Genomic DNA, 22,705 nt, shown 5'->3' with positions numbered 1-22,705 from the left:
GCTCGGACTGTGACCGTGTGCACAGAAGACCGCTCGGCCCACGGCAGGCGTCCGGGGGCACACGAGGGCGGGACCGGCCCGCACGCCGCCCGCTCCCCGGCTCACCCGCCGGCCTCCGCGCGCGCGATCCTGCGCAGCACGTCCGGCCGTACGATCACCAGCGCCCGCCGGCCGGTACGGACCACGTCCCGCTCGCGCAGTTCCTTCAGCAGCCGCTGCACCGCCTCACGCGAGGCGCCCACCGAGCCGGCCAGCTCCTGCTTGCTCAGCGGCACGGACAGCTCGACGCCCGCCGGGGTGCGCCGGCCGTGGGTGCGGGCCAGGTCGAGGAGCAGGGTCGCGAACCGCTCCCGGACGGTCATCGAGGCGAACTCCAGGCGGCGCCGGTCGGCGGCGCGGGTGCGGTCCGAGGTGAGGCCGAGCAGGGCGAAGGAGACGGCGGGGGAGTCCGCCAGGAAGTCCGTGAAACGCTCGCGCTGGACGGCCACGGCCCGGACCTCCTCCAGCGCCGTCACGGTGGCCGACCGGGTCCGGCCGGTCAGCGCGGCCGACTCGCCGATGATGTCGCCGGGACCGCGCAGCGCCAGCAGCGCCTCGTAGCCGTTGGCGGCGGCGGCCGTGACCTTGGTCCAGCCCTCGACGACGATCAGCACGTGCGAGGAGGGCTCCCGCTGGCGCAGGAGCACACCGCGGGGCGCGAAGTCCAGCTCGTGCCCGAGCGCGAGCAGCGCGGCCCGGTCCGCCTTCTCCAGCCGGGCCAGGAACGGCACCCGGTCCTCGAGCGCGTCGTCCCCCGGAGCCTCGTCCTGTGCCCGCCGCGGTAACGCGTACGGTATGTCCCCCGTCATCGAACCTCGTCCCCCCAAGCCGGACAGCGACCGTTCAACGTACAGAAGTGACGGGCGGCCCGCTGACGGAACGGCTGGGATTCACACGTAAGCGGCTCGAAGCCGGGGCAGGGAACCCGGACAAGTCCGGCGTGTCGGTGCGGGCCGGGTGCGGGCCGGGTGCGGGCTGGGTGCGGGCTCCATTTGTTTTGACCGAAGTCCGTGAGGTAGGTACGCTCAGACCTTGTGCCTGGGGTGTGCCCTGGCTCCTGTGCGTGCCTTCAAACCGCATGGCGAGCCGTGAACGGCCACCGTAATCTGCGCCCTTCTCGCCTCGCGGCGGAAGCCCGGCGGATTCGACACACCCGACCGCGTGGGTCGGCGACGTTCCAGGTTAGCTGTACTCATCGGCACACAGAAACCGGAGAAGTAGTGCCTACGATCCAGCAGCTGGTCCGCAAGGGCCGGCAGGACAAGGTCGAGAAGAACAAGACGCCCGCACTCGAGGGTTCCCCTCAGCGTCGTGGCGTCTGCACGCGTGTGTTCACGACCACCCCGAAGAAGCCGAACTCGGCCCTCCGCAAGGTCGCGCGTGTGCGTCTGACCAGCGGCATCGAGGTCACCGCTTACATTCCGGGTGAGGGACACAACCTGCAGGAGCACTCCATCGTGCTCGTGCGCGGCGGCCGTGTGAAGGACCTGCCGGGTGTTCGCTACAAGATCATCCGCGGTTCCCTCGACACCCAGGGTGTCAAGAACCGCAAGCAGGCTCGCAGCCGTTACGGCGCCAAGAAGGAGAAGTAAGAATGCCTCGTAAGGGCCCCGCCCCGAAGCGCCCGGTCATCATCGACCCGGTCTACGGCTCTCCTCTGGTGACCTCCCTGATCAACAAGGTGCTGCTGAACGGCAAGCGCTCCACCGCCGAGCGCATCGTCTACGGCGCCATGGAGGGCCTGCGCGACAAGACCGGCAACGACCCGGTCATCACGCTGAAGCGCGCTCTCGAGAACATCAAGCCGACCATCGAGGTCAAGTCCCGCCGTGTCGGTGGCGCTACCTACCAGGTCCCGGTCGAGGTCAAGCCCGGCCGTGCCAACACCCTGGCGCTGCGCTGGCTCGTCGGTTACTCCCGCGCCCGTCGCGAGAAGACCATGACCGAGCGTCTGCTGAACGAGCTCCTCGACGCCAGCAACGGCCTGGGTGCCGCTGTGAAGAAGCGCGAGGACACGCACAAGATGGCCGAGTCCAACAAGGCCTTCGCGCACTACCGCTGGTAGTCGCAGTCCACATCGAGACCGAGAGAAGACTGAAGCCTTATGGCTACCACTTCGCTTGACCTGGCCAAGGTGCGCAACATCGGCATCATGGCCCACATCGACGCGGGCAAGACGACCACCACCGAGCGGATCCTGTTCTACACCGGTGTGTCTTACAAGATCGGTGAGGTCCACGACGGCGCTGCCACCATGGACTGGATGGAGCAGGAGCAGGAGCGTGGCATCACGATCACCTCTGCTGCCACCACCTGCCACTGGCCGCTGGAAGACGTCGACCACACCATCAACATCATCGACACCCCGGGTCACGTCGACTTCACCGTCGAGGTGGAGCGCTCCCTGCGCGTGCTCGACGGTGCCGTGACGGTGTTCGACGGCGTCGCCGGCGTTGAGCCGCAGTCCGAGACCGTGTGGCGTCAGGCGGACCGCTACGGCGTTCCGCGTATCTGCTTCGTCAACAAGCTCGACCGGACCGGTGCCGAGTTCCACCGCTGCGTCGACATGATCACTGACCGCCTGGGCGCTCAGCCGATCGTCATGCAGCTCCCGATCGGCGCCGAGGCCGACTTCAAGGGCGTCGTGGACCTGGTCCGCATGAAGGCGCTCGTGTGGTCCGCCGAGGCGACCAAGGGCGAGATGTACGACGTCGTCGACATCCCGGACACCCACACCGAGGCTGCCGAGGAGTACCGCGGCAAGCTGCTCGAGGCCGTGGCCGAGAACGACGAAGAGATCATGGAGCTGTACCTGGAGGGCGAGGAGCCTTCCGAGGAGCAGCTGTACGCCGCGATCCGTCGCATCACCATCGCGTCCGGCAAGGGCACCGGCACCACCGTGACCCCGGTGTTCTGCGGTACCGCGTTCAAGAACAAGGGCGTCCAGCCCCTGCTCGACGCGGTCGTGCGCTACCTGCCGTCCCCGGTCGACATCGAGGCCATCGAGGGCCACGACGTCAAGGACGCCGAGGTCGTCATCAAGCGCAAGCCGTCCGACGACGAGCCGCTGTCCGCGCTGGCGTTCAAGATCATGAGCGACCCGCACCTCGGCAAGCTCACCTTCGTCCGGGTTTACTCGGGCCGCCTGGAGTCCGGCTCTTCGGTGCTGAACTCCGTCAAGGGCAAGAAGGAGCGCATCGGCAAGATCTACCGCATGCACGCCAACAAGCGTGAGGAGATCGACTCGGTGGGCGCCGGCGACATCGTCGCCGTCATGGGCCTGAAGCAGACCACCACCGGTGAGACGCTGTCCGACGACAAGAACCCGGTCATCCTGGAGTCCATGGACTTCCCGGCGCCGGTCATCCAGGTCGCCATCGAGCCCAAGTCGAAGGGTGACCAGGAGAAGCTGGGCGTCGCGATCCAGCGCCTGGCCGAGGAGGACCCGTCCTTCCAGGTCCACTCGGACGAGGAGACCGGCCAGACCATCATCGGCGGCATGGGCGAGCTGCACCTCGAGGTGCTGGTCGACCGTATGCGCCGTGAGTTCAAGGTCGAGGCCAACGTCGGCAAGCCGCAGGTGGCCTACCGCGAGACGATCCGCAAGGCCGTCGAGCGCGTCGACTACACCCACAAGAAGCAGACCGGTGGTACCGGTCAGTTCGCGAAGGTGCAGATCGGCATCGAGCCGCTCGAGGGTGGCGACACCTCGTACGAGTTCGTGAACAAGGTGACCGGTGGTCGTATCCCGAAGGAGTACATCCCTTCGGTCGACGCCGGTGCGCAGGAGGCCATGCAGTTCGGCATCCTCGCCGGTTACGAGATGACCGGTGTCCGCGTGATCCTGCACGACGGTGCCTACCACGAGGTCGACTCCTCCGAGCTGGCCTTCAAGATCGCCGGTTCGCAGGCCTTCAAGGAGGCCGCGCGCAAGGCCAGCCCCGTGCTGCTCGAGCCGATGATGGCCGTCGAGGTCACCACGCCCGAGGACTACATGGGTGAGGTCATCGGCGACATCAACTCCCGCCGTGGCCAGATCCAGGCCATGGAGGAGCGGGCCGGTGCCCGCGTCGTGAAGGGCCTCGTGCCCCTCTCGGAGATGTTCGGTTACGTCGGCGACCTGCGTAGCAAGACGTCCGGCCGCGCCAGCTACTCCATGCAGTTCGACTCCTACGCCGAGGTTCCGCGGAACGTCGCCGAGGAGATCATCGCGAAGGCCAAGGGCGAGTAACGCACCGCGTTTAACGCACCGCGATTCAACGCCTTAGGCTTGACTCCGGAGCCTCGTGGGGCAAACACCCGCAAACACGGTTGTTTGCCCCCGGTTCCGGGCTTTAACAGCAAAGATCACCTGGCGCCGATGAAGTAAGGCGTACAGAACCACTCCACAGGAGGACCCCAGTGGCGAAGGCGAAGTTCGAGCGGACTAAGCCGCACGTCAACATCGGCACCATCGGTCACATCGACCACGGTAAGACGACCCTCACGGCCGCCATTACCAAGGTGCTGCACGACGCGTACCCGGACCTGAACGAGGCCACCCCGTTCGACAACATCGACAAGGCTCCTGAGGAGCGTCAGCGCGGTATCACCATCTCCATCGCGCACGTCGAGTACCAGACCGAGGCGCGTCACTACGCCCACGTCGACTGCCCGGGTCACGCGGACTACATCAAGAACATGATCACCGGTGCCGCGCAGATGGACGGCGCGATCCTGGTGGTCGCCGCCACCGACGGCCCGATGCCGCAGACCAAGGAGCACGTGCTCCTGGCCCGCCAGGTCGGCGTTCCGTACATCGTCGTCGCCCTGAACAAGGCCGACATGGTGGACGACGAGGAGATCCTGGAGCTCGTCGAGCTCGAGGTCCGTGAGCTCCTCTCCGAGTACGAGTTCCCGGGCGACGACGTTCCGGTCGTCAAGGTCTCCGCCCTGAAGGCCCTCGAGGGCGAGAAGGAGTGGGTGGACTCCGTCCTCAGCCTGATGAGCGCTGTCGACGAGGCCATCCCGCAGCCGGAGCGCGAGGTCGACAAGCCGTTCCTCATGCCGATCGAGGACGTCTTCACCATCACCGGTCGTGGCACCGTCGTCACCGGCCGTATCGAGCGTGGTCTGCTCAAGGTGAACGAAGAAGTCGAGATCATCGGCATCAAGGAAGAGAAGACCAAGACCACGGTTACGGGCATCGAGATGTTCCGTAAGCTGCTGGACGAGGGCCAGGCCGGTGAGAACGTCGGTCTGCTTCTCCGCGGTATCAAGCGCGAGGACGTCGAGCGCGGCCAGGTCATCATCAAGCCGAACACGGTGACCCCGCACACCGACTTCGAGGCCCAGGCCTACATCCTCTCGAAGGACGAGGGCGGCCGCCACACGCCGTTCTTCAACAACTACCGTCCGCAGTTCTACTTCCGTACCACGGACGTGACCGGCGTCGTGACCCTCCCCGAGGGCACCGAGATGGTCATGCCGGGCGACAACACCGAGATGACCGTTGCGCTCATCCAGCCCGTCGCCATGGAAGAGGGCCTGAAGTTCGCCATCCGTGAGGGTGGCCGTACCGTGGGCGCCGGCCAGGTCACCAAGATCGTCAAGTAAGTTCCGCTTGCTTGAAGGTCATCACCTGACCTGAGAGGAGGCCCGTACGACTTCGGTCGTACGGGCCTCTTCCGTGTTTCCGGGTGTCGGGGAGACTTCTTTTCCGGGACCCGGGGAGACTTCGACTTCTCAAGGCTTCTCAAGGCCTCTCAGGCTTCTCGAAAGGCTTCTCCCCCACCGGACCCCGAGCCCGGGCGTCAACGCGACGACCGCGAACACACCGTGACGAAGATCGGCCGCACCCGGTTGAAGTTCCGTCGGAGATAGCGGTACGGCGAGGAGCGGTGATGGGCAGCGGCATGACGGGCGGCCACGGGCCGAGGAATCTGGTGTCCACCCCGGAACGCAAGCGAGCGGCGGCCGCGGCGCTGGAGGCCCGTATCGAACCGGGCACCCGCAGGGCCGGCGCGTGGGCGGACGACCAGACCGGTGCCGCCGTGAAGGCCTTCGGCGCCCGGGACGGGGACGGCTGGGCCGCTGCCGGGGCGCTGCGCACGGCCCATGAGACCTGGTCCGGCCAGGTCAAGAACCTCCTGGACCGACTGGGCGCCGAGAAGGACGCGCTGCGCGCCGCGAACACCGTCCTGACCGGCACGGACACCGGTACCGGCGCCGCCCTGCGGAAGCTGTCCGCCCTGGACCGGTACTGAGGGGCGGCCCGGACATGCCGACGTACCACGAGATCATGACCGCCGACCTCGGCGCGCTCACCACCGCGGCGGAGCGCTGGGACGGCATGGCGGGGGAGTTCGCCCGGCAGGAGAAGGCGTACCGGCGTGACGTCCACGACGTCTCGGCCCTCCCCATCGCCTGGGCGGGGATGAGCGCGGAGGCGGCGCACGGGCGGTTCGCGGTCACGCTGAAGGAGTTCGGCTCCGCGCAGACGGAGGCGAAGGCGATCGCCTCGCTGCTGCGGGACGCACACGCCCAGTACGTGGAGCTGCGGGGCCGGCTGAAAGCTGTGCGGCACGAGGCACTGGCGGCCGGGATGAAGGTGTCGGACCGCGGTGTGGTGTCGGCCGGGAAGCCCGACGGTGAGCACGCCGCGCAGGACTGGCAGAACCGGATCGACAAAGCGGTCCGGGACGTCACGGACGCGGACGACGGGGTGAGGATCGCGCTGTCGGCCGTGGCCGTCGACTCCGATCCGCTGTCCGGGGGCCGGGGCTTCAACGGCAGGGCACTGGGGGACGTCGAGAAGTACGAGGCGGTGGCCGCGGAACGGGCCCTGGAGAAACTGGGCCGGGGCGGTCACCTGTCAGCGAAGCAACTCGCCGAACTGGAGAGGGCGTTCCGTGACAACGCCGACGACGAGGCCTTCTCGCGCACCCTGCTCGACGACCTCGGCCCGGAGGGCACCCTCAGGCTCACGAACCGGCTGAACGACCTCCTCCACCCGCGGGACGGGCAGACCGGACCCGGCCTGCGGTCATACGCGGTGATCGAGTCAGGCCTGGCGGACACGCTGGCCACGGCGACCCGGCACACGGACTCGGACTGGTACCGGCAGTGGCGGGCGGGGATGCGCGACGCGGGTGTCGAGCGGTACACCACGGCCGCGCAGGGGGAGCGGCTGGACCGGGCGGTGGGCTACCAGTCGCTGGTCACCCTGATGCGGGCGGGACACGGGTATGCGCCGGCGATGCTGGAGGACCTTACCGACGACATGATCGCGGCGGAGCAACGGCATCCCGGGATCTGGCAGACGAAGGGCGGGTACGCCGGCCGGCGCGACGGATGGTTCGCCAACGACCCGGTCGACGGCGCGCTGGGCCTCATGAGCCGCGACCCGGGGGCGGCGGCGCACTATCTCTCCTCGGACGCGCACATGCGGTACCTGATGACGGAGAGGGACTGGAACGTCACCCTGCACGAGCAGGACGGGCCGAAGGCGCCCCGGTACACCGCGGGACCCGACGCGGACGACCGGGCGGGGTTCGGGGCGGCGCTGCAGGCGGCGGCGACCGGGATCGACCCGTCCGGCACCCAGGCCCACTATGTTGCGCACGGTGCGCAGAACCAAGCGGTCCTCCGGTCGGCCCTGCGGCATCTGGCGGCGCAGGGCGACGACTTTCCGGCGTCGTTGCGGGAGCCGATGGCCAACATCCTCGTCAACCACGGCGCCACCGTCCACGCGTCCATGAGCGAGATCGACATCGCCCACTCCCCGCTGCCCCAGGACCAGCTCTTCGAGGCGACGAAGCAGATCTCCAGGGACGAGGACGCGTACGGAACCCTGAACGGGGGCCTCAATCAGGCCTTGGTCTCCGGGATCCACCGCGACCACTCGTCCTCGAACGAGTCCCTGCTCCGCGCCGGCCGCACGGTCGGCTTCCTGGAGGAGGCACGTGTGCAGGCGCAGGGCGCCCCCAAGACGGCGGAATTCGAAGCGAAGCCACTCTTCGACAAGGCGATCAGCCTCATTCCGGTGGCGGGTGAGGACGTCCAGGAGGGGTTCGACTACGTCACGGACAAGTGGCTGGAGGACGAGCAGAAGCGGATCGATGACAAGCAGGCGCAGGACAATGCCGAGGCGTACAAGGCGAGGAACGGCCAGTTGATGGCCCTGGCCGGTGAGTGGGGCAAGGTTCGCGGGCGCGGAGGAGATCTCTATGAAACCCAGGAGTTCATCAATCGGTCGGCTCAGAGCGGCATGAGTCACGCAAGGGGCGTCTCCGGGGAGGAAGCCGAATGACGATGCCGCTTCGATCGGCCTTCAGTGGGTTCCTTCTCGCCTCGTCGTTGGTCGCTGCAGTTTCGTGCGGTGATGCCGAGCAGCGCCTTCCGGCGACGATTTGCGGCACGCGCGTCAGTGGCGAGGCAGTCCGTGGGATCGTGGGTCCCGCCCGTCACCTGCACGAGTTCAATCGCGTGAGCCGCGCCGAGGCGACGTCTGCTCCGTGCAGCATCATTTCGGGCCGCAAGGCTGTCCTGTCAATGAACTTCTACTGGACCTCGGACGAGCCCGATGTGAGCCGTATGCAGAGCAGATCGCTTCTGGATGTGACCGAACCGCGACGGATCGAATCCAAGTACAAGACGTACATCGGCAACGATGGAGCGCTGTCGACAACGGTCTGCGGACCCAGGAGCGCCAAGCACTTCACTTTGCTGGTGAGGCTGCCCCAGATCAATCCGGTCGATCACGGACGGCGTCGGGACATCGAGAAGTTCATGCGGGCCTACTTCCCTGCTGCTGTCGGGACTCTCGGGTGCTCCTGAGGGGGCGGTGGCGCTGGGTGTGGGGGTGGCGGGGTGCGGGGTGGGGGCGGTTTGAGCTACGTCACCTTCGGGGTAATCTCTTCGGCTCGATTGGCGGAGGACCTGCCCCATATGGCAGACTGTCGGAGTTGCTCGGTCGAGTGTTGATGCTGCGCGCCTCCCGCCGGGAGGACCGGAAGCGAGTCCCACAGTACTCGTCGTCCTAACTGCCCACGGGCAGCACTGGGGCGGACGTACGGGAATCTTCCGGGAAGTGTGGGCGCGGCACCGGCCAGGCGCCCGGTGGGCCTTCCGCCCCCGGCTTGCGGTTCCGGAAGGGCCGTGTGCATTCCCCGCAGGGATGTTCGAACAAGGGGCATCCATGTCAGCGGGAGCGCGACACGCCCGACCGCGTGGGTCGGAGAACGAAGGGAACGGAACCACCGGGTTCCAGAGCGTTAGAGAGACAGGACTACTGAGTAGCCATGGCGGGACAGAAGATCCGCATCCGGCTCAAGGCCTACGACCACGAGGTCATCGACTCCTCGGCGAAGAAGATCGTCGAGACGGTGACCCGCACTGGTGCGTCGGTCGCGGGCCCGGTGCCGCTGCCCACTGAGAAGAACGTGTACTGCGTCATCAAGTCGCCGCACAAGTACAAGGACTCGCGCGAGCACTTCGAGATGCGCACGCACAAGCGCCTGATCGACATCCTCGACCCGACCCCCAAGACCGTTGACTCTCTGATGCGACTCGACCTCCCGGCCGGTGTCGACATCGAGATCAAGCTCTGAGGCTGGTGGGCTGAGAATGGCTAAGCAGATCAAGGGCATCCTGGGCGAGAAGCTCGGCATGACGCAGGTGTGGGACGAGAACAACCGTGTTGTTCCGGTCACCGTCGTCAAGGCCGGCCCGAACGTCGTCACCCAGGTCCGTACGAATGACGTGGACGGCTACGAGTCCGTTCAGATCGCCTTCGGCGAGATCGACCCGCGCAAGGTGAACAAGCCCCTCAAGGGCCACTTCGCCAAGGCCGACGTCACCCCCCGTCGTCACCTCGTCGAGATCCGCACCGCGGACGCCTCCGAGTACACGCTCGGCCAGGAGATCACCGCTGAGGTGTTCGAGGCCGGCGTGAAGGTCGACGTCACCGGCAAGAGCAAGGGCAAGGGCTTCGCCGGTGTCATGAAGCGCCACAACTTCGGTGGCCTCGGCGCCGGTCACGGCACCCAGCGCAAGCACCGCTCTCCCGGTTCCATCGGTGGCTGCGCCACCCCGGGCCGTGTGTTCAAGGGCCTCCGCATGGCGGGTCGCATGGGCAACGAGCGGGTCACCACCCAGAACCTGACCGTCCACGCCGTTGACGCGGAGAAGGGTCTGCTGCTCATCAAGGGCGCGGTTCCCGGTCCGAACGGCGGCCTCGTCCTGGTCCGCACCGCGGCCAAGGGGGCCTGAGGTAACCGATGAGCACTGTTGACATCCTTTCGCCGGCGGGCGAGAAGGCCGGTTCCGTCGAGCTCCCCGCGGAGATCTTCGACGCCAAGGTCAGCGTTCCGCTGATCCACCAGGTCGTCGTCGCGCAGCTGGCCGCGGCCCGTCAGGGCACGCACAAGACCAAGACCCGCGGTGAAGTCCGTGGTGGTGGCAAGAAGCCTTACCGCCAGAAGGGCACCGGTCGCGCCCGTCAGGGTTCGACCCGCGCGCCGCAGTTCGCCGGTGGTGGCGTCGTGCACGGTCCCGTGCCGCGCGACTACTCGCAGCGCACCCCCAAGAAGATGAAGGCCGCCGCCCTGCGCGGTGCCCTCACCGACCGGGCGCGTCACAACCGCATCCACGTCGTCTCCGGCGTGGTCGAGGGCGAGAACCCCAGCACCAAGGCCGCCAAGAGCCTGTTCGGCAAGATCAGCGAGCGCAAGAACCTGCTCCTGATCGTCGACCGCTCCGACGAGGCCGCGTGGCTGTCCGCCCGCAACCTGCCCCAGGTCCACATCCTGGAGCCGGGCCAGCTGAACACGTACGACGTTCTCGTCTCGGACGACGTGGTCTTCACCCAGGCCGCTTTCGAGTCCTTCGTCGCCGGCGCCCCCTCTGCGGAGCGGACTAACGACACCGAAGGGAGCGAGGTCTGATGGCCATCCGTCACCCCGCTATCGCCTCGAAGGCCGCCAAGGCCGCCAAGGCCGCGCGAGTCGCCAAGGCGCGTCGCCACGCCACCGAGGGCAAGAACACGGTCGAGACCCCGCTGAGCAAGTCGTACACGGACCCCCGTGACGTCCTGCTGAAGCCGGTCGTCTCCGAGAAGAGCTACGCGCTCCTCGACGAGAACAAGTACACGTTCATCGTCGACCCGAACGCCAACAAGACCCAGATCAAGCAGGCCGTCCAGGCGGTCTTCGACGTCAAGGTCACCGGGGTCAACACGATCAACCGCCAGGGCAAGCGCAAGCGCACCAAGACCGGTTTCGGTCAGCGTGCCGGCAGCAAGCGCGCGATCGTGACCCTCGCCGAGGGCGACCGTATCGACATCTTCGGCGGTCCGACCGCGTAAGCGGGTCGGATCGTCCGATATCGGACGAGGACTGAGAAATGGGAATCCGCAAGTACAAGCCGACTACGCCGGGCCGTCGTGGCGCCAGCGTCGCCGACTTCGTCGAGGTCACGCGGTCCACGCCGGAGAAGTCGCTGGTCCGTCCCCTGCACAGCAAGGGCGGCCGTAACAACGCCGGTCGTGTGACCGTTCGCCACCAGGGTGGCGGACACAAGCGCGCCTACCGAGTGATCGACTTCCGTCGTCACGACAAGGACGGCGTGCCGGCGAAGGTCGCGCACATCGAGTACGACCCCAACCGCACCGCGCGCATCGCGCTGCTGCACTACGCCGACGGCGAGAAGCGCTACATCCTCGCCCCGCGCAACCTGCAGCAGGGTGACCGCGTCGAGAACGGTCCCGGGGCCGACATCAAGCCGGGCAACAACCTGGCCCTCCGCAACATCCCGGTCGGTACCACGATCCACGCGATCGAGCTCCGTCCCGGTGGCGGTGCCAAGTTCGCCCGCTCCGCCGGTGCCTCCGTGCAGCTGCTCGCGAAGGAGGGCTCCTACGCCCACCTGCGCATGCCGTCCGGCGAGGTCCGCCTGGTCGACGTCCGCTGCCGCGCCACCATCGGTGAGGTCGGCAACGCCGAGCAGAGCAACATCAACTGGGGTAAGGCCGGCCGTAAGCGGTGGCTGGGCGTTCGCCCGACCGTCCGTGGTGTCGTCATGAACCCGGTTGACCACCCGCACGGTGGTGGTGAGGGCCGGACCTCCGGTGGTCGCCACCCTGTGTCCCCGTGGGGCAAGAAGGAAGGCCGTACTCGTTCGCCCAAGAAGGCGTCGAACAAGTACATCGTCCGCCGCCGCAAGACGAACAAGAAGCGCTAAGGACGGGTTGAGATGCCTCGTAGCTTGAAGAAGGGGCCCTTCGTCGACGACCACCTGATGAAGAAGGTGGACGCCCAGAACGAAGCCGGCACCAAGAACGTCATCAAGACCTGGTCCCGCCGCTCGATGATCGTCCCGGCCATGCTGGGTCACACTCTCGCGGTGCACAACGGCAAGACCCACATCCCGGTGTTCGTCACCGAGTCGATGGTCGGCCACAAGCTCGGCGAGTTCTCGCCGACCCGCACCTTCCGGGGCCACGTCAAGGAAGACCGGAAGTCGAAGCGCCGCTAGTAGCGGATCGCATTCAGACACGTAAGTAACTCTGAAGGGACAACCATGGAAGCCAGGGCCCAGGCGCGGTACATCCGCGTCACGCCCATGAAGGCCCGCCGTGTGGTGGACCTCATCCGTGGCATGGATGCCACGGAGGCCCAGGCTGTTCTGCGATTCGCTCCGCAGGCAGCCTCCGTGCCGGTCGGCAAGGTGCTCGACAGCGCCATCGCCAACGCCGCGCACAACTACGACCACACCGACGCCGACAGCCTCTACATCTCCGAGGCCTACGTCGACGAGGGCCCGACCCTGAAGCGGTTCCGTCCGCGTGCCCAGGGCCGTGCCTACCGGATCCGCAAGCGGACCAGCCACATCACCGTGGTCGTCAGCAGCAAGGAAGGAACCCGGTAATGGGCCAGAAGGTAAACCCGCACGGGTTCCGGCTCGGTGTCACGACCGACTTCAAGTCGCGTTGGTACGCCGACAAGCTGTACAAGGACTACGTCAAGGAAGACGTCGCCATCCGTCGGATGATGACGTCCGGCATGGAGCGCGCCGGCATCTCGAAGGTTGAGATCGAGCGCACCCGTGACCGCGTGCGTGTGGACATCCACACCGCTCGTCCGGGCATCGTCATCGGCCGCCGTGGCGCCGAGGCCGACCGCATCCGCGGCGACCTCGAGAAGCTCACGGGCAAGCAGGTCCAGCTGAACATCCTCGAGGTCAAGAACCCCGAGACCGACGCTCAGCTGGTTGCCCAGGCCGTCGCCGAGCAGCTCTCCTCCCGCGTCTCCTTCCGCCGCGCCATGCGTAAGAGCATGCAGTCGGCGATGAAGGCCGGCGCCAAGGGCATCAAGATCCAGTGCGGTGGCCGCCTCGGCGGCGCCGAGATGTCCCGCTCGGAGTTCTACCGCGAGGGCCGCGTGCCCCTGCACACGCTCCGTGCGAACGTGGACTACGGCTTCTTCGAGGCCAAGACGACCTTCGGCCGCATCGGCGTGAAGGTCTGGATCTACAAGGGCGACGTCAAGAACATCGCCGAGGTCCGCGCCGAGAACGCTGCGGCCCGTGCGGGTAACCGCCCGGCCCGTGGCGGTGCCGACCGCCCGGCCCGTGGTGGCCGTGGTGGCGAGCGGCGCGGTCGCAAGCCGCAGCAGGCTGCCGGCGCCGAGGCCCCCAAGGCCGAGGCTCCCGCGTCCGCTCCGGCTGAGAGCACCGGAACGGAGGCCTGACCGAAATGCTGATCCCCCGTAGGGTCAAGCACCGCAAGCAGCACCACCCGAAGCGCAACGGTATGTCCAAGGGTGGGACGCAGGTTGCGTTCGGCGAGTACGGCATCCAGGCGCTGACCCCGGCCTACGTCACGAACCGCCAGATCGAGGCGGCCCGTATCGCGATGACCCGTCACATCAAGCGTGGCGGCAAGGTCTGGATCAACATCTACCCGGACCGTCCCCTCACCAAGAAGCCTGCCGAGACCCGCATGGGTTCCGGTAAGGGTTCCCCGGAGTGGTGGATCGCGAACGTCAAGCCCGGACGCGTGATGTTCGAGCTGTCGTACCCCAACGAGAAGATCGCCCGTGAGGCGCTGACGCGTGCGGCCCACAAGCTGCCGATGAAGTGCCGGATCGTCAAGCGCGAGGCAGGTGAAGCGTGATGTCGGCCGGTACCAAGGCGTCCGAGCTGCGCGAGCTGGGCAACGAGGAGCTTCTGGCGAAGCTCCGCGAGGCCAAGGAAGAGCTGTTCAACCTCCGCTTCCAGGCGGCGACGGGTCAGCTCGAGAACCACGGCCGTCTCAAGGCGGTCCGCAAGGACATCGCCCGGATCTACACCCTCATGCGTGAGCGTGAGCTCGGCATCGAGACGGTGGAGAACGCCTGATGAGCGAGAAGAACGTGACTGAGAACACCGAGGCGCGCGGTTTCCGCAAGACCCGTGAGGGTCTCGTCGTCAGCGACAAGATGGACAAGACCGTCGTCGTCGCCGTCGAGGACCGCGTCAAGCACGCGCTGTACGGCAAGGTCATCCGCCGTACCAACAAGCTCAAGGCGCACGACGAGCAGAACGCCGCGGGTGTCGGCGACCGCGTCCTCCTCATGGAGACCCGGCCGCTGTCCGCGACGAAGCGCTGGCGCGTCGTCGAGATCCTCGAGAAGGCCAAGTAATTTCCTGCGGGGCTAACCCCGCAGGTCAGTTCCGCCAGGCTCGGGGCGGGTGAGTGGGTTACTTACTTACTTACTCACCCGCCCCGGGAACCGGCAGACAAACAGGAGATAGACGTGATCCAGCAGGAGTCGCGACTGCGCGTCGCCGACAACACTGGTGCGAAGGAGATCCTTTGCATCCGTGTGCTCGGTGGCTCCGGTCGCCGCTACGCGGGCATCGGTGACGTCATCGTCGCCACCGTCAAGGACGCGATCCCCGGTGGCAACGTGAAGAAGGGTGACGTCGTCAAGGCGGTCATCGTTCGCACCGTCAAGGAGCGCCGCCGTCCGGACGGCTCGTACATCCGCTTCGACGAGAACGCCGCCGTCATTCTGAAGAACGACGGCGACCCTCGCGGCACCCGCATCTTCGGCCCGGTCGGCCGTGAGCTGCGCGAGAAGAAGTTCATGAAGATCATCTCGCTCGCGCCGGAGGTGCTGTAAGCATGAAGATCAAGAAGGGCGACCTGGTCCAGGTCATCACCGGTAAGGACAAGGGCAAGCAGGGCAAGGTCATTGCCGCTTACCCGCGCGAGGAGCGTGTCCTGGTCGAGGGTGTCAACCGGGTCAAGAAGCACACCAAGGCCGGTCCGACCGCTAGCGGTTCGCAGGCCGGCGGCATCGTGACCACCGAGGCCCCGATCCACGTCTCCAACGTCCAGCTGGTCGTGGAGAAGGACGGTCAGAAGGTCGTCACGCGTGTCGGTTACCGCTTCGACGACGAAGGCAACAAGATCCGCGTTGCCAAGCGGACGGGTGAGGACATCTGATGGCTACCACCACCACTCCGCGTCTGAAGCAGAAGTACCGCGAGGAGATCGCGGGCAAGCTGCGTGACGAGTTCAAGTACGAGAACGTCATGCAGGTCCCCGGCCTCGTCAAGATCGTGGTCAACATGGGTGTGGGCGACGCCGCCCGCGACTCCAAGCTGATCGAGGGCGCCATCCGCGACCTCACCACGATCACCGGTCAGAAGCCGGCCGTCACCAAGGCCCGCAAGTCCATCGCGCAGTTCAAGCTGCGTGAGGGTCAGCCGATCGGTGCCCACGTCACGCTCCGTGGCGACCGCATGTGGGAGTTCCTGGACCGCACCCTGTCGCTCGCGCTGCCGCGCATCCGCGACTTCCGTGGCCTGTCCCCCAAGCAGTTCGACGGCCGTGGCAACTACACCTTCGGTCTCACGGAGCAGGTCATGTTCCACGAGATCGACCAGGACAAGATCGACCGCGTCCGGGGTATGGACATCACCGTGGTGACCACGGCGACCAACGACGCTGAGGGCCGCGCGCTCCTTCGTCACCTCGGCTTCCCCTTCAAGGAGGCGTGAGCGAGATGGCGAAGAAGGCTCTGATCGCGAAGGCTGCTCGCAAGCCCAAGTTCGGCGTGCGTGGCTACACGCGCTGCCAGCGCTGCGGCCGTCCCCACTCCGTGTACCGCAAGTTCGGCCTCTGCCGCGTGTGCCTTCGTGAGATGGCTCACCGTGGCGAGCTGCCGGGCGTGACCAAGAGCTCCTGGTAGTCCCTGCTTTCAGGGATACCTGGACCTCTCGGTAAGCAACCGGGACGGCAGGGGCTCCCGCCCTCATGGCTTAGGCTAGGAGGGTTGGGCCTCTGCCGCCCTGAACGACTTACTACGCCGTAGGTCCCCGCGCCGCACCCGTCCCGTCTGAGTACGGGGAGAGGGATGGCGCATATAGGAAACCCCGGCGAGAAAGGCCACAGGCCAATTCATGACCATGACTGATCCGATCGCAGACATGCTTACGCGTCTGCGGAACGCGAACTCGGCGTACCACGACTCCGTGACGATGCCGGCGTCCAAGATCAAGTCGCACATCGCGGAGATCCTCCAGCAGGAGGGCTTCATCACGGGCTGGAAGATCGAGGACGCCGAGGTCGGTAAGAACCTCGTTCTCGAGCTGAAGTTCGGCCCGAACCGTGAGCGCTCCATCGCGGGCATCAAGCGGATCTCCAAGCCCGGTCTCCGGGTGTACGCGAAGTCCACCAACCTGCCGAAGGTGCTCGGCGGCCTGGGCGTGGCGATCATCTCCACGTCGCACGGGCTCCTCACCGACAAGCAGGCCGGCAAGAAGGGCGTGGGTGGGGAAGTCCTCGCCTACGTCTGGTAGCAGAAGGGAACGGAGGAAACAGCTATGTCGCGCATCGGCAAGCTCCCCATCGCGGTTCCCGCCGGCGTGGACGTCACCATCGACGGCCGTACGGTTTCGGTCAAGGGCCCCAAGGGCTCGCTGACCCACACCGTCGTGGCGCCGATCGACATCGCCAAGGGCGAGGACGGCACCCTGCAGGTGACCCGCCCCAACGACGAGCGTCAGAACAAGGCCCTGCACGGCCTGTCCCGCACGCTGGTGGCGAACATGATCACCGGCGTGACCCAGGGTTACGTGAAGAAGCTCGAGATCAGCGGTGTCGGTTACCGCGTGACCGCCAAGGGTTCGAACCTCGAGTTCGCTCTCGGTTACAGCCACCCGATCCTGGTCGAGGCCCCCGAGGGCATCACCTTCAAGGTGGAGACCCCGACCCGTTTCTCGGTCGAGGGCATCGACAAGCAGAAGGTCGGCGAGGTTGCGGCCAACATCCGCAAGCTGCGCAAGCCCGACCCGTACAAGGCCAAGGGCGTCAAGTACGAGGGCGAAGTCATCCGCCGCAAGGTCGGAAAGGCGGGTAAGTAAGCCATGGCATACGGGCAGAAGATCCTCAAGGGCGACGCCTACAAGCGCGCCGCGATCAAGCGCCGTCACATCCGGATCCGCAAGCGGATCGCCGGTACGGCGGAGCGCCCCCGTCTGGTCGTGACCCGCTCCAACCGCCACATCGTGGCGCAGGTGATCGACGACCTGAAGGGCCACACCCTGGCGTCGGCGTCCACGCTGGACGCATCGATCCGCGGTGGCGAGTCCGACAAGTCCGCGCAGGCCAAGCAGGTCGGCGCCCTGGTCGCCGAGCGTGCCAAGGCCGCCGGTGTCGAGGCCGTCGTGTTCGACCGTGGTGGCAACCAGTACGCCGGGCGCATCGCTGCCCTGGCGGACGCCGCCCGCGAGGCCGGGCTCAGGTTCTGAGCCGCCGTAGCTAGCGGAAAAGAGAGAGGTAAATCCAATGGCTGGACCCCAGCGCCGCGGTGGCGGTGCCGGTGGCGGCGAGCGGCGGGACCGGAAGGGCCGTGACGGCGGCGCTGCTGCCGCCGAGAAGACCGCGTACGTTGAGCGCGTTGTCGCGATCAACCGCGTCGCCAAGGTTGTGAAGGGTGGTCGTCGCTTCAGCTTCACCGCGCTGGTCGTGGTGGGCGACGGTGACGGCACCGTGGGTGTCGGTTACGGCAAGGCCAAGGAGGTGCCGGCCGCCATCGCCAAGGGCGTTGAGGAGGCCAAGAAGCACTTCTTCAAGGTCCCCCGTATCCAGGGCACCATCCCGCACCCGATCCAGGGTGAGAAGGCTGCCGGCGTCGTGCTGCTCAAGCCCGCGTCCCCGGGTACCGGTGTTATCGCCGGTGGTCCGGTGCGCGCCGTGCTCGAGTGCGCCGGTATCCACGACGTGCTGTCGAAGTCGCTCGGCTCCGACAACGCCATCAACATCGTGCACGCGACCGTGGAGGCCCTGAAGGGCCTGCAGCGTCCCGAGGAGATCGCGGCCCGCCGTGGTCTGCCGCTCGAGGACGTCGCCCCCGCGGCTCTGCTCCGTGCGCGTGCCGGGGCGGGTGCGTAATCATGGCGCAGCTGAAGATTACGCAGGTCAAGTCCTACATCGGCAGCAAGCAGAACCACCGTGACACCCTGCGTTCCCTTGGCCTCAAGGGCATCAACACGCAGGTCGTCAAGGAGGACCGCCCCGAGTTCCGCGGCATGGTGCACACCGTCCGCCACCTCGTGACGGTCGAGGAGGTCGACTGATCATGGCGGAGCAGAACCCGCTCAAGATCCACAACCTCCGTCCCGCCCCGGGCGCCAAGACCGCCAAGACCCGTGTCGGTCGTGGTGAGGCGTCGAAGGGTAAGACGGCCGGTCGTGGTACCAAGGGCACCAAGGCCCGCTACCAGGTTCCGGAGCGCTTCGAGGGTGGCCAGATGCCGCTGCACATGCGCCTCCCGAAGCTGAAGGGCTTCAAGAACCCGTTCAAGACCGAGTTCCAGGTCGTGAACCTCGACAAGCTGGCCGCGCTCTACCCCGAGGGTGGCGAGGTCACGGTCGAGGGTCTGGTGGCCAAGGGTGCCGTTCGCAAGAACAGCCTCGTCAAGGTCCTCGGCCAGGGCGAGATCTCCGTGGCGCTGCAGGTGACGGTCGACGCCGTCTCCGGCTCCGCCAAGGAGAAGATCACCGCCGCCGGCGGTACGGTCACCGAGCTCGTCTGAGTCCCTCAGGCGACGCGTCGATGACGTAAACGATCCCGACCGGGGATACCTCACAATGGGGTATCCCCGGTTGGTCGTTCCTAGGGGGGCAGTGTCGCCGGTAAGGTGGCCTGCACTGTTCTTTTTCGTATTCGTCGAACCTCAAGACCGTCACCCTTGACGCAGTTGCGCGGGGGTCGCAGGAGGCACCGTGCTCACCGCGTTCGCCCGGGCGTTCAGGACGCCCGACCTGCGCAAGAAGCTGCTGTTCACGCTGGCCATCATCGTGGTCTACCGGGTCGGTACCCACATCCCGATCCCCGGCGTCAATTACCAGAACGTCCAAAAGTGTGTGAGCGAGGCGTCGGGCAACCAGGGCCTGTTCGGTCTCGTGAACATGTTCAGCGGTGGCGCACTGCTGCAGATCACGGTCTTCGCGCTCGGCATCATGCCGTACATCACGGCCAGCATCATTCTCCAGCTGCTGACCGTGGTCATCCCGCGCCTGGAAGCCCTGAAGAAGGAGGGCCAGGCCGGCACGGCGAAGATCACGCAGTACACGCGTTACCTGACCGTGGCGCTCGCCATCCTGCAGGGCACCGGTCTGGTGGCCACCGCCCGCAACGGCGCCCTCTTCCGTGGCTGCTCGGTCGCCGGGAGCATCGTCCCGGACCAGGCGATCTTCACGACCATCACGATGGTCATCTGCATGACCGCGGGTACGGCCGTCGTCATGTGGCTCGGTGAGCTGATCACCGACCGCGGCATCGGCAACGGCATGTCGATCCTGATGTTCATCTCGATCGCCGCGACCTTCCCGTCCGCGCTGTGGGCGATCAAGAAGCAGGGCTCCCTGGCCGGCGGCTGGATCGAGTTCGGCACCGTCATCGCCGTGGGCCTGGTCATGGTCGCGCTCGTCGTCTTCGTCGAGCAGGCCCAGCGCCGCATCCCGGTCCAGTACGCGAAGCGCATGATCGGCCGTCGTTCCTACGGTGGTACGTCCACGTACATCCCGCTCAAGGTGAACCAGGCAGGTGTGATCCCTGTCATCTTCGCCTCCTCGCTGCTCTACATTCCCGCGCTCGTGGCGCAGTTCTCGGGCAGCAAGTCGGGCTGGAAGTCGTGGGTCGAGGCGAACCTCACCAAGGGCGACCACCCGATTTACATCGTTTCGTACTTCTTGCTCATCGTTTTCTTCGCGTTCTTCTACGTGGCTATCTCCTTCAACCCCGAGGAAGTAGCCGACAACATGAAGAAGTATGGTGGCTTCATCCCGGGCATCCGGGCTGGCCGACCGACCGCTGAGTACCTCAGCTACGTGCTCAACCGGATCACCTGGCCGGGTTCGCTGTATCTGGGTCTGATCGCTCTCGTGCCGACAATGGCGTTGGTGGGCTTCGATGCGAGCGGGAACTTCCCGTTCGGCGGGACCAGCATCCTGATCATCGTGGGTGTCGGTCTTGAGACGGTGAAGCAGATCGAGAGCCAGCTCCAGCAGCGCAATTACGAAGGGTTCCTCCGCTGATGCGTATCGTCCTCGTCGGGCCGCCGGGTGCCGGTAAGGGAACGCAAGCCGTCCGACTCGCTGAGAAGCTGGCCATCCCGCACATCTCCACGGGCGACCTCTTCCGGGCCAACATCAGCCAGCAGACCGAGCTGGGCAAGCTCGCGAAGTCCTACATGGACGCCGGCAACCTCGTCCCCGACGAGGTGACCATCGCCATGGCCAAGGACCGCATGGAGCAGCCGGACGCGGAGAACGGCTTCCTGCTGGACGGCTTCCCGCGCAACGTCTCGCAGGCCGAGGCGCTGGACGAGCTGCTGCGCACCGAGGGCATCACGCTGGACGCGGTCCTGGACCTGGAGGTCCCCGAGGACGAGGTCGTGAAGCGGATCGCCGGCCGGCGCATCTGCCGCAACGACTCCTCGCACGTCTTCCACGTGACGTACAGCCCGGCGAAGCAGGAGGGCGTCTGCGACGTCTGCGGCGGCGAGCTGTACCAGCGCGACGACGACTCCGAGGAGACCGTCCGCAAGCGGCTGGAGGTCTACCACACGCAGACCGAGCCGATCATCGACTACTACAAGGCGCAGGGCCTGGTCGTGACGATCTCCGCCCTGGGTCCGGTGGACGAGATCACGCAGCGGGCCATGGAGGCCCTCAAGCGCGAGAAGGCCGACAAGTAGGTCCCGGCCCTTCGGCCGCGGTGCCCTGTCCCCCGGATCTCGTCCGGGGGACCCCCGGGGCGTCGCGGCCGTACTGTTGTGTACGTAACCCAGCCGACGTGAGTGACGGAGAGCGCAGGCCCCCATGGTGCAGATCAAGACCCCCGAGCAGATCGCGAAGATGCGGGCGGCGGGCCTGGTCGTAGCCGCCATTCACGCGGCCACGCGCGAGGCCGCGGTGCCGGGTGCCTCCACCAAGGACCTGGACGAGGTGGCCCGCAAGGTCCTCGCCGAGCACGGCGCCAAGTCGAACTTCCTGGGGTACGGCGGCTTCCCCGCCACCATCTGCACCTCCGTGAACGACGTGGTCGTCCACGGCATCCCCTCCGACGAGGTCGTCCTCAAGGACGGCGACATGATCTCCATCGACTGCGGCGCCGTCATCGACGGCTGGCACGGTGACGCGGCCTACACCGCCTTCGTGGGATCCGGTCACGCCCCGGAGCTGGTCGAGCTGTCACGGGTGACGGAAGAGTCGATGTGGGCCGGCATCGCCGCCATGAAGCAGGGCAACCGGCTGGTCGACGTCTCGCGGGCCATCGAGACGTACATCCGCCGCCAGCCCAAGCCGGGCGGCGGCCGGTACGGCATCATCGAGGACTACGGCGGCCACGGCATCGGGACCGAGATGCACATGGACCCGCACCTGCTGAACTACGTCGACCGCCGCCGCGGCAAGGGCCCCAAGCTGGTCCCCGGTTTCTGCCTGGCGATCGAGCCGATGGTCTCGCTCGGCACCCCCCGCACCGAGGTCCTGGAAGACGACTGGACCGTCATCACCACGGACGGCACCTGGTCCTCCCACTGGGAGCACTCGGTCGCCCTGACCGAGCAGGGCCCCCTGGTGCTGACGGCACCGGACGGCGGCAGGGCGAAGCTGGCCGAGTACGGCGTCACGGCCGCGCCCGACCCCCTGGCCTGACCGTCGCACGACCCTCCCGCAGACCCTTGACGCGCCCCCCGGCGACGCCTTCCCGGGACCTCCTGGCATGACCATTGCGCGCATGGGGCAGACTTCCTCGATTCGCCTTTCCGGGTGCGCCGACGTAGACTGACTCGTCGGCTCTCGTGCACCCGCATGTCTGCATGCGCTCGCACCTGCCCCCCGGGGCAGGCAAGAGAGTCGATCAAGGTAGTCGATTCGAAGGGCGAAGCGTGGCCAAGAAGCAAGGTGCCATCGAGATCGAGGGCACTGTCGTCGAGTCTCTTCCGAACGCCATGTTCAAGGTCGAGCTCCAGAACGGCCACCAGGTCCTGGCACACATCAGCGGCAAGATGCGTATGCACTACATCCGCATCCTCCCTGACGACCGGGTCGTGGTGGAGCTGTCTCCGTACGACCTGACGCGTGGCCGGATCGTCTACCGGTACAAGTAGATCTTGCCCGCATCCCGCTG

33 protein-coding genes are annotated in these 22,705 nt (G+C 66.7%); 32 read left to right on the top strand and 1 reads right to left on the bottom strand.

The window, feature by feature from the left end; all coding sequences use genetic code 11:
• Positions 1 to 101 precede the first annotated feature (101 nt).
• Positions 102 to 848, bottom strand: a complete 747-nt coding sequence (locus JK359_RS05955) for a Crp/Fnr family transcriptional regulator (protein WP_201832327.1) — start codon at positions 846 to 848, stop codon at positions 102 to 104.
• 411 nt (positions 849 to 1,259) lie between these two features.
• Here JK359_RS05955 and rpsL point away from each other — a divergent pair, with 411 nt between their 5' ends.
• The 32 genes from rpsL (at position 1,260) to infA (ending at position 22,685) form a co-directional block, all read left to right on the top strand.
• Positions 1,260 to 1,631, top strand: a complete 372-nt coding sequence (gene rpsL / locus JK359_RS05950; RefSeq protein ID WP_003948652.1) for a 30S ribosomal protein S12 — start codon at positions 1,260 to 1,262, stop codon at positions 1,629 to 1,631.
• Positions 1,632 to 1,633: 2 nt separating this feature from the next.
• On the top strand, positions 1,634 to 2,104 hold the full coding sequence (gene rpsG / locus JK359_RS05945) for a 30S ribosomal protein S7 (protein ID WP_168371942.1): 471 nt from the start codon (positions 1,634 to 1,636) through the stop codon (positions 2,102 to 2,104).
• 39 nt (positions 2,105 to 2,143) lie between these two features.
• On the top strand, positions 2,144 to 4,270 hold the full coding sequence (fusA, locus tag JK359_RS05940) for an elongation factor G (RefSeq protein WP_201832325.1): 2,127 nt from the start codon (positions 2,144 to 2,146) through the stop codon (positions 4,268 to 4,270).
• Positions 4,271 to 4,440: 170 nt separating this feature from the next.
• The gene (gene tuf, locus JK359_RS05935; RefSeq protein WP_201832324.1) at positions 4,441 to 5,634 is read left to right on the top strand and encodes an elongation factor Tu; all 1,194 of its coding nucleotides are present in this window, start codon (positions 4,441 to 4,443) and stop codon (positions 5,632 to 5,634) included.
• Positions 5,635 to 5,921: 287 nt separating this feature from the next.
• Positions 5,922 to 6,284: a hypothetical protein gene (locus JK359_RS05930; RefSeq protein WP_236677322.1), complete on the top strand. Its 363-nt coding sequence runs from the start codon at positions 5,922 to 5,924 to the stop codon at positions 6,282 to 6,284.
• Positions 6,285 to 6,298: 14 nt separating this feature from the next.
• Positions 6,299 to 8,329, top strand: coding sequence for a hypothetical protein (locus JK359_RS05925; protein WP_201832322.1), 2,031 nt, complete (start codon positions 6,299 to 6,301; stop codon positions 8,327 to 8,329).
• Positions 8,326 to 8,856, top strand: coding sequence for a hypothetical protein (locus JK359_RS05920; protein ID WP_201832320.1), 531 nt, complete (start codon positions 8,326 to 8,328; stop codon positions 8,854 to 8,856). The genes JK359_RS05925 and JK359_RS05920 overlap by 4 nt, the downstream gene beginning before the upstream one ends.
• 464 nt (positions 8,857 to 9,320) lie before the next feature.
• Positions 9,321 to 9,629, top strand: a complete 309-nt coding sequence (rpsJ, locus tag JK359_RS05915; RefSeq protein ID WP_003948644.1) for a 30S ribosomal protein S10 — start codon at positions 9,321 to 9,323, stop codon at positions 9,627 to 9,629.
• A 16-nt stretch (positions 9,630 to 9,645) separates the two neighbouring features.
• Positions 9,646 to 10,290, top strand: a complete 645-nt coding sequence (gene rplC, locus JK359_RS05910; RefSeq protein ID WP_103781446.1) for a 50S ribosomal protein L3 — start codon at positions 9,646 to 9,648, stop codon at positions 10,288 to 10,290.
• An 8-nt stretch (positions 10,291 to 10,298) separates the two neighbouring features.
• Positions 10,299 to 10,964 (top strand): 50S ribosomal protein L4, encoded by a 666-nt coding sequence (gene rplD / locus JK359_RS05905; RefSeq protein ID WP_201832319.1) that lies wholly within the window; start codon positions 10,299 to 10,301, stop codon positions 10,962 to 10,964.
• Entirely contained in the window at positions 10,964 to 11,383 is a 420-nt protein-coding gene (rplW, locus tag JK359_RS05900; protein WP_030601206.1) for a 50S ribosomal protein L23, read from the top strand. Before rplD ends, rplW begins: the two co-directional genes overlap by 1 nt.
• A 38-nt stretch (positions 11,384 to 11,421) precedes the next feature.
• Entirely contained in the window at positions 11,422 to 12,258 is an 837-nt protein-coding gene (gene rplB, locus JK359_RS05895) for a 50S ribosomal protein L2 (RefSeq protein WP_201832318.1), read from the top strand.
• 12 nt (positions 12,259 to 12,270) lie between these two features.
• Entirely contained in the window at positions 12,271 to 12,552 is a 282-nt protein-coding gene (gene rpsS / locus JK359_RS05890) for a 30S ribosomal protein S19 (RefSeq protein ID WP_030233885.1), read from the top strand.
• A gap of 45 nt (positions 12,553 to 12,597) precedes the next feature.
• Positions 12,598 to 12,945, top strand: a complete 348-nt coding sequence (rplV, locus tag JK359_RS05885; RefSeq protein WP_019329637.1) for a 50S ribosomal protein L22 — start codon at positions 12,598 to 12,600, stop codon at positions 12,943 to 12,945.
• Positions 12,945 to 13,766, top strand: coding sequence for a 30S ribosomal protein S3 (gene rpsC / locus JK359_RS05880; RefSeq protein ID WP_003998826.1), 822 nt, complete (start codon positions 12,945 to 12,947; stop codon positions 13,764 to 13,766). The genes rplV and rpsC overlap by 1 nt, the downstream gene beginning before the upstream one ends.
• A 5-nt stretch (positions 13,767 to 13,771) precedes the next feature.
• A complete protein-coding gene (gene rplP / locus JK359_RS05875; RefSeq protein WP_009190136.1) occupies positions 13,772 to 14,191 on the top strand; it encodes a 50S ribosomal protein L16 in 420 nt (139 codons plus the stop codon).
• The gene (gene rpmC, locus JK359_RS05870; protein ID WP_007494763.1) at positions 14,191 to 14,415 is read left to right on the top strand and encodes a 50S ribosomal protein L29; all 225 of its coding nucleotides are present in this window, start codon (positions 14,191 to 14,193) and stop codon (positions 14,413 to 14,415) included. The genes rplP and rpmC overlap by 1 nt, the downstream gene beginning before the upstream one ends.
• Complete coding sequence (gene rpsQ, locus JK359_RS05865; RefSeq protein WP_153539280.1) at positions 14,415 to 14,699, top strand: 30S ribosomal protein S17; 285 nt, start codon at positions 14,415 to 14,417, stop codon at positions 14,697 to 14,699. Before rpmC ends, rpsQ begins: the two co-directional genes overlap by 1 nt.
• Positions 14,700 to 14,813: 114 nt before the next feature.
• Positions 14,814 to 15,182 (top strand): 50S ribosomal protein L14, encoded by a 369-nt coding sequence (gene rplN / locus JK359_RS05860; RefSeq protein ID WP_003998823.1) that lies wholly within the window; start codon positions 14,814 to 14,816, stop codon positions 15,180 to 15,182.
• Between the two features lie 2 nt (positions 15,183 to 15,184).
• Complete coding sequence (rplX, locus tag JK359_RS05855; RefSeq protein ID WP_086726220.1) at positions 15,185 to 15,508, top strand: 50S ribosomal protein L24; 324 nt, start codon at positions 15,185 to 15,187, stop codon at positions 15,506 to 15,508.
• Complete coding sequence (gene rplE / locus JK359_RS05850) at positions 15,508 to 16,065, top strand: 50S ribosomal protein L5 (RefSeq protein ID WP_019753095.1); 558 nt, start codon at positions 15,508 to 15,510, stop codon at positions 16,063 to 16,065. Before rplX ends, rplE begins: the two co-directional genes overlap by 1 nt.
• A 5-nt stretch (positions 16,066 to 16,070) precedes the next feature.
• Positions 16,071 to 16,256, top strand: coding sequence for a type Z 30S ribosomal protein S14 (locus JK359_RS05845; RefSeq protein WP_003948630.1), 186 nt, complete (start codon positions 16,071 to 16,073; stop codon positions 16,254 to 16,256).
• Positions 16,257 to 16,467: 211 nt separating this feature from the next.
• Positions 16,468 to 16,866: a 30S ribosomal protein S8 gene (gene rpsH, locus JK359_RS05840; RefSeq protein ID WP_007494756.1), complete on the top strand. Its 399-nt coding sequence runs from the start codon at positions 16,468 to 16,470 to the stop codon at positions 16,864 to 16,866.
• Between the two features lie 24 nt (positions 16,867 to 16,890).
• The gene (gene rplF, locus JK359_RS05835; protein ID WP_201832317.1) at positions 16,891 to 17,430 is read left to right on the top strand and encodes a 50S ribosomal protein L6; all 540 of its coding nucleotides are present in this window, start codon (positions 16,891 to 16,893) and stop codon (positions 17,428 to 17,430) included.
• 3 nt (positions 17,431 to 17,433) lie between these two features.
• Positions 17,434 to 17,817 (top strand): 50S ribosomal protein L18, encoded by a 384-nt coding sequence (gene rplR / locus JK359_RS05830; protein ID WP_201832316.1) that lies wholly within the window; start codon positions 17,434 to 17,436, stop codon positions 17,815 to 17,817.
• Positions 17,818 to 17,854: 37 nt separating this feature from the next.
• The gene (rpsE, locus tag JK359_RS05825) at positions 17,855 to 18,460 is read left to right on the top strand and encodes a 30S ribosomal protein S5 (protein ID WP_009190144.1); all 606 of its coding nucleotides are present in this window, start codon (positions 17,855 to 17,857) and stop codon (positions 18,458 to 18,460) included.
• A 2-nt stretch (positions 18,461 to 18,462) separates the two neighbouring features.
• Positions 18,463 to 18,645, top strand: coding sequence for a 50S ribosomal protein L30 (gene rpmD, locus JK359_RS05820; RefSeq protein WP_003974250.1), 183 nt, complete (start codon positions 18,463 to 18,465; stop codon positions 18,643 to 18,645).
• Positions 18,646 to 18,647: 2 nt separating this feature from the next.
• Entirely contained in the window at positions 18,648 to 19,103 is a 456-nt protein-coding gene (rplO, locus tag JK359_RS05815; protein WP_023547373.1) for a 50S ribosomal protein L15, read from the top strand.
• Between the two features lie 190 nt (positions 19,104 to 19,293).
• Entirely contained in the window at positions 19,294 to 20,607 is a 1,314-nt protein-coding gene (gene secY / locus JK359_RS05810; RefSeq protein ID WP_201832315.1) for a preprotein translocase subunit SecY, read from the top strand.
• Positions 20,607 to 21,269 (top strand): adenylate kinase, encoded by a 663-nt coding sequence (locus JK359_RS05805; RefSeq protein WP_201832314.1) that lies wholly within the window; start codon positions 20,607 to 20,609, stop codon positions 21,267 to 21,269. The genes secY and JK359_RS05805 overlap by 1 nt, the downstream gene beginning before the upstream one ends.
• Before the next feature lie 124 nt (positions 21,270 to 21,393).
• A complete protein-coding gene (gene map / locus JK359_RS05800; RefSeq protein ID WP_201832313.1) occupies positions 21,394 to 22,230 on the top strand; it encodes a type I methionyl aminopeptidase in 837 nt (278 codons plus the stop codon).
• Positions 22,231 to 22,463: 233 nt separating this feature from the next.
• A complete protein-coding gene (gene infA, locus JK359_RS05795) occupies positions 22,464 to 22,685 on the top strand; it encodes a translation initiation factor IF-1 (protein WP_003948620.1) in 222 nt (73 codons plus the stop codon).
• The last annotated feature ends 20 nt before the right edge of the window (positions 22,686 to 22,705 follow it).

It is taken from the genome of Streptomyces actinomycinicus (assembly GCF_016741775.1).
In the GTDB taxonomy this organism is placed as follows: domain Bacteria; phylum Actinomycetota; class Actinomycetes; order Streptomycetales; family Streptomycetaceae; genus Streptomyces; species Streptomyces actinomycinicus.
Note: the sequence above shows the minus strand (reverse complement) of the source record. Positions and strands in the feature narration are given on the sequence as shown.

Bases quoted from the DNA above. Each gene is read 5' to 3' on its own strand.
- JK359_RS05955 (WP_201832327.1), bottom strand. From the start codon at position 848: ATGACGGGGGACATACCGTACGCGTTACCGCGGCGGGCACAGGACGAG.
- rpsG (WP_168371942.1), top strand. From the start codon at position 1,634: ATGCCTCGTAAGGGCCCCGCCCCGAAGCGCCCGGTCATCATCGACCCG.
- fusA (WP_201832325.1), top strand. From the start codon at position 2,144: ATGGCTACCACTTCGCTTGACCTGGCCAAGGTGCGCAACATCGGCATC.
- JK359_RS05930 (WP_236677322.1), top strand. From the start codon at position 5,922: ATGGGCAGCGGCATGACGGGCGGCCACGGGCCGAGGAATCTGGTGTCC.
- JK359_RS05925 (WP_201832322.1), top strand. From the start codon at position 6,299: ATGCCGACGTACCACGAGATCATGACCGCCGACCTCGGCGCGCTCACC.
- JK359_RS05920 (WP_201832320.1), top strand. From the start codon at position 8,326: ATGACGATGCCGCTTCGATCGGCCTTCAGTGGGTTCCTTCTCGCCTCG.
- rpsJ (WP_003948644.1), top strand. From the start codon at position 9,321: ATGGCGGGACAGAAGATCCGCATCCGGCTCAAGGCCTACGACCACGAG.
- rplC (WP_103781446.1), top strand. From the start codon at position 9,646: ATGGCTAAGCAGATCAAGGGCATCCTGGGCGAGAAGCTCGGCATGACG.
- rplD (WP_201832319.1), top strand. From the start codon at position 10,299: ATGAGCACTGTTGACATCCTTTCGCCGGCGGGCGAGAAGGCCGGTTCC.
- rplW (WP_030601206.1), top strand. From the start codon at position 10,964: ATGGCCATCCGTCACCCCGCTATCGCCTCGAAGGCCGCCAAGGCCGCC.
- rplB (WP_201832318.1), top strand. From the start codon at position 11,422: ATGGGAATCCGCAAGTACAAGCCGACTACGCCGGGCCGTCGTGGCGCC.
- rpsS (WP_030233885.1), top strand. From the start codon at position 12,271: ATGCCTCGTAGCTTGAAGAAGGGGCCCTTCGTCGACGACCACCTGATG.
- rplV (WP_019329637.1), top strand. From the start codon at position 12,598: ATGGAAGCCAGGGCCCAGGCGCGGTACATCCGCGTCACGCCCATGAAG.
- rpsC (WP_003998826.1), top strand. From the start codon at position 12,945: ATGGGCCAGAAGGTAAACCCGCACGGGTTCCGGCTCGGTGTCACGACC.
- rplP (WP_009190136.1), top strand. From the start codon at position 13,772: ATGCTGATCCCCCGTAGGGTCAAGCACCGCAAGCAGCACCACCCGAAG.
- rpmC (WP_007494763.1), top strand. From the start codon at position 14,191: ATGTCGGCCGGTACCAAGGCGTCCGAGCTGCGCGAGCTGGGCAACGAG.
- rpsQ (WP_153539280.1), top strand. From the start codon at position 14,415: ATGAGCGAGAAGAACGTGACTGAGAACACCGAGGCGCGCGGTTTCCGC.
- rplX (WP_086726220.1), top strand. From the start codon at position 15,185: ATGAAGATCAAGAAGGGCGACCTGGTCCAGGTCATCACCGGTAAGGAC.
- rplE (WP_019753095.1), top strand. From the start codon at position 15,508: ATGGCTACCACCACCACTCCGCGTCTGAAGCAGAAGTACCGCGAGGAG.
- JK359_RS05845 (WP_003948630.1), top strand. From the start codon at position 16,071: ATGGCGAAGAAGGCTCTGATCGCGAAGGCTGCTCGCAAGCCCAAGTTC.
- rpsH (WP_007494756.1), top strand. From the start codon at position 16,468: ATGACCATGACTGATCCGATCGCAGACATGCTTACGCGTCTGCGGAAC.
- rplF (WP_201832317.1), top strand. From the start codon at position 16,891: ATGTCGCGCATCGGCAAGCTCCCCATCGCGGTTCCCGCCGGCGTGGAC.
- rplR (WP_201832316.1), top strand. From the start codon at position 17,434: ATGGCATACGGGCAGAAGATCCTCAAGGGCGACGCCTACAAGCGCGCC.
- rpsE (WP_009190144.1), top strand. From the start codon at position 17,855: ATGGCTGGACCCCAGCGCCGCGGTGGCGGTGCCGGTGGCGGCGAGCGG.
- rpmD (WP_003974250.1), top strand. From the start codon at position 18,463: ATGGCGCAGCTGAAGATTACGCAGGTCAAGTCCTACATCGGCAGCAAG.
- rplO (WP_023547373.1), top strand. From the start codon at position 18,648: ATGGCGGAGCAGAACCCGCTCAAGATCCACAACCTCCGTCCCGCCCCG.
- JK359_RS05805 (WP_201832314.1), top strand. From the start codon at position 20,607: ATGCGTATCGTCCTCGTCGGGCCGCCGGGTGCCGGTAAGGGAACGCAA.
- map (WP_201832313.1), top strand. From the start codon at position 21,394: ATGGTGCAGATCAAGACCCCCGAGCAGATCGCGAAGATGCGGGCGGCG.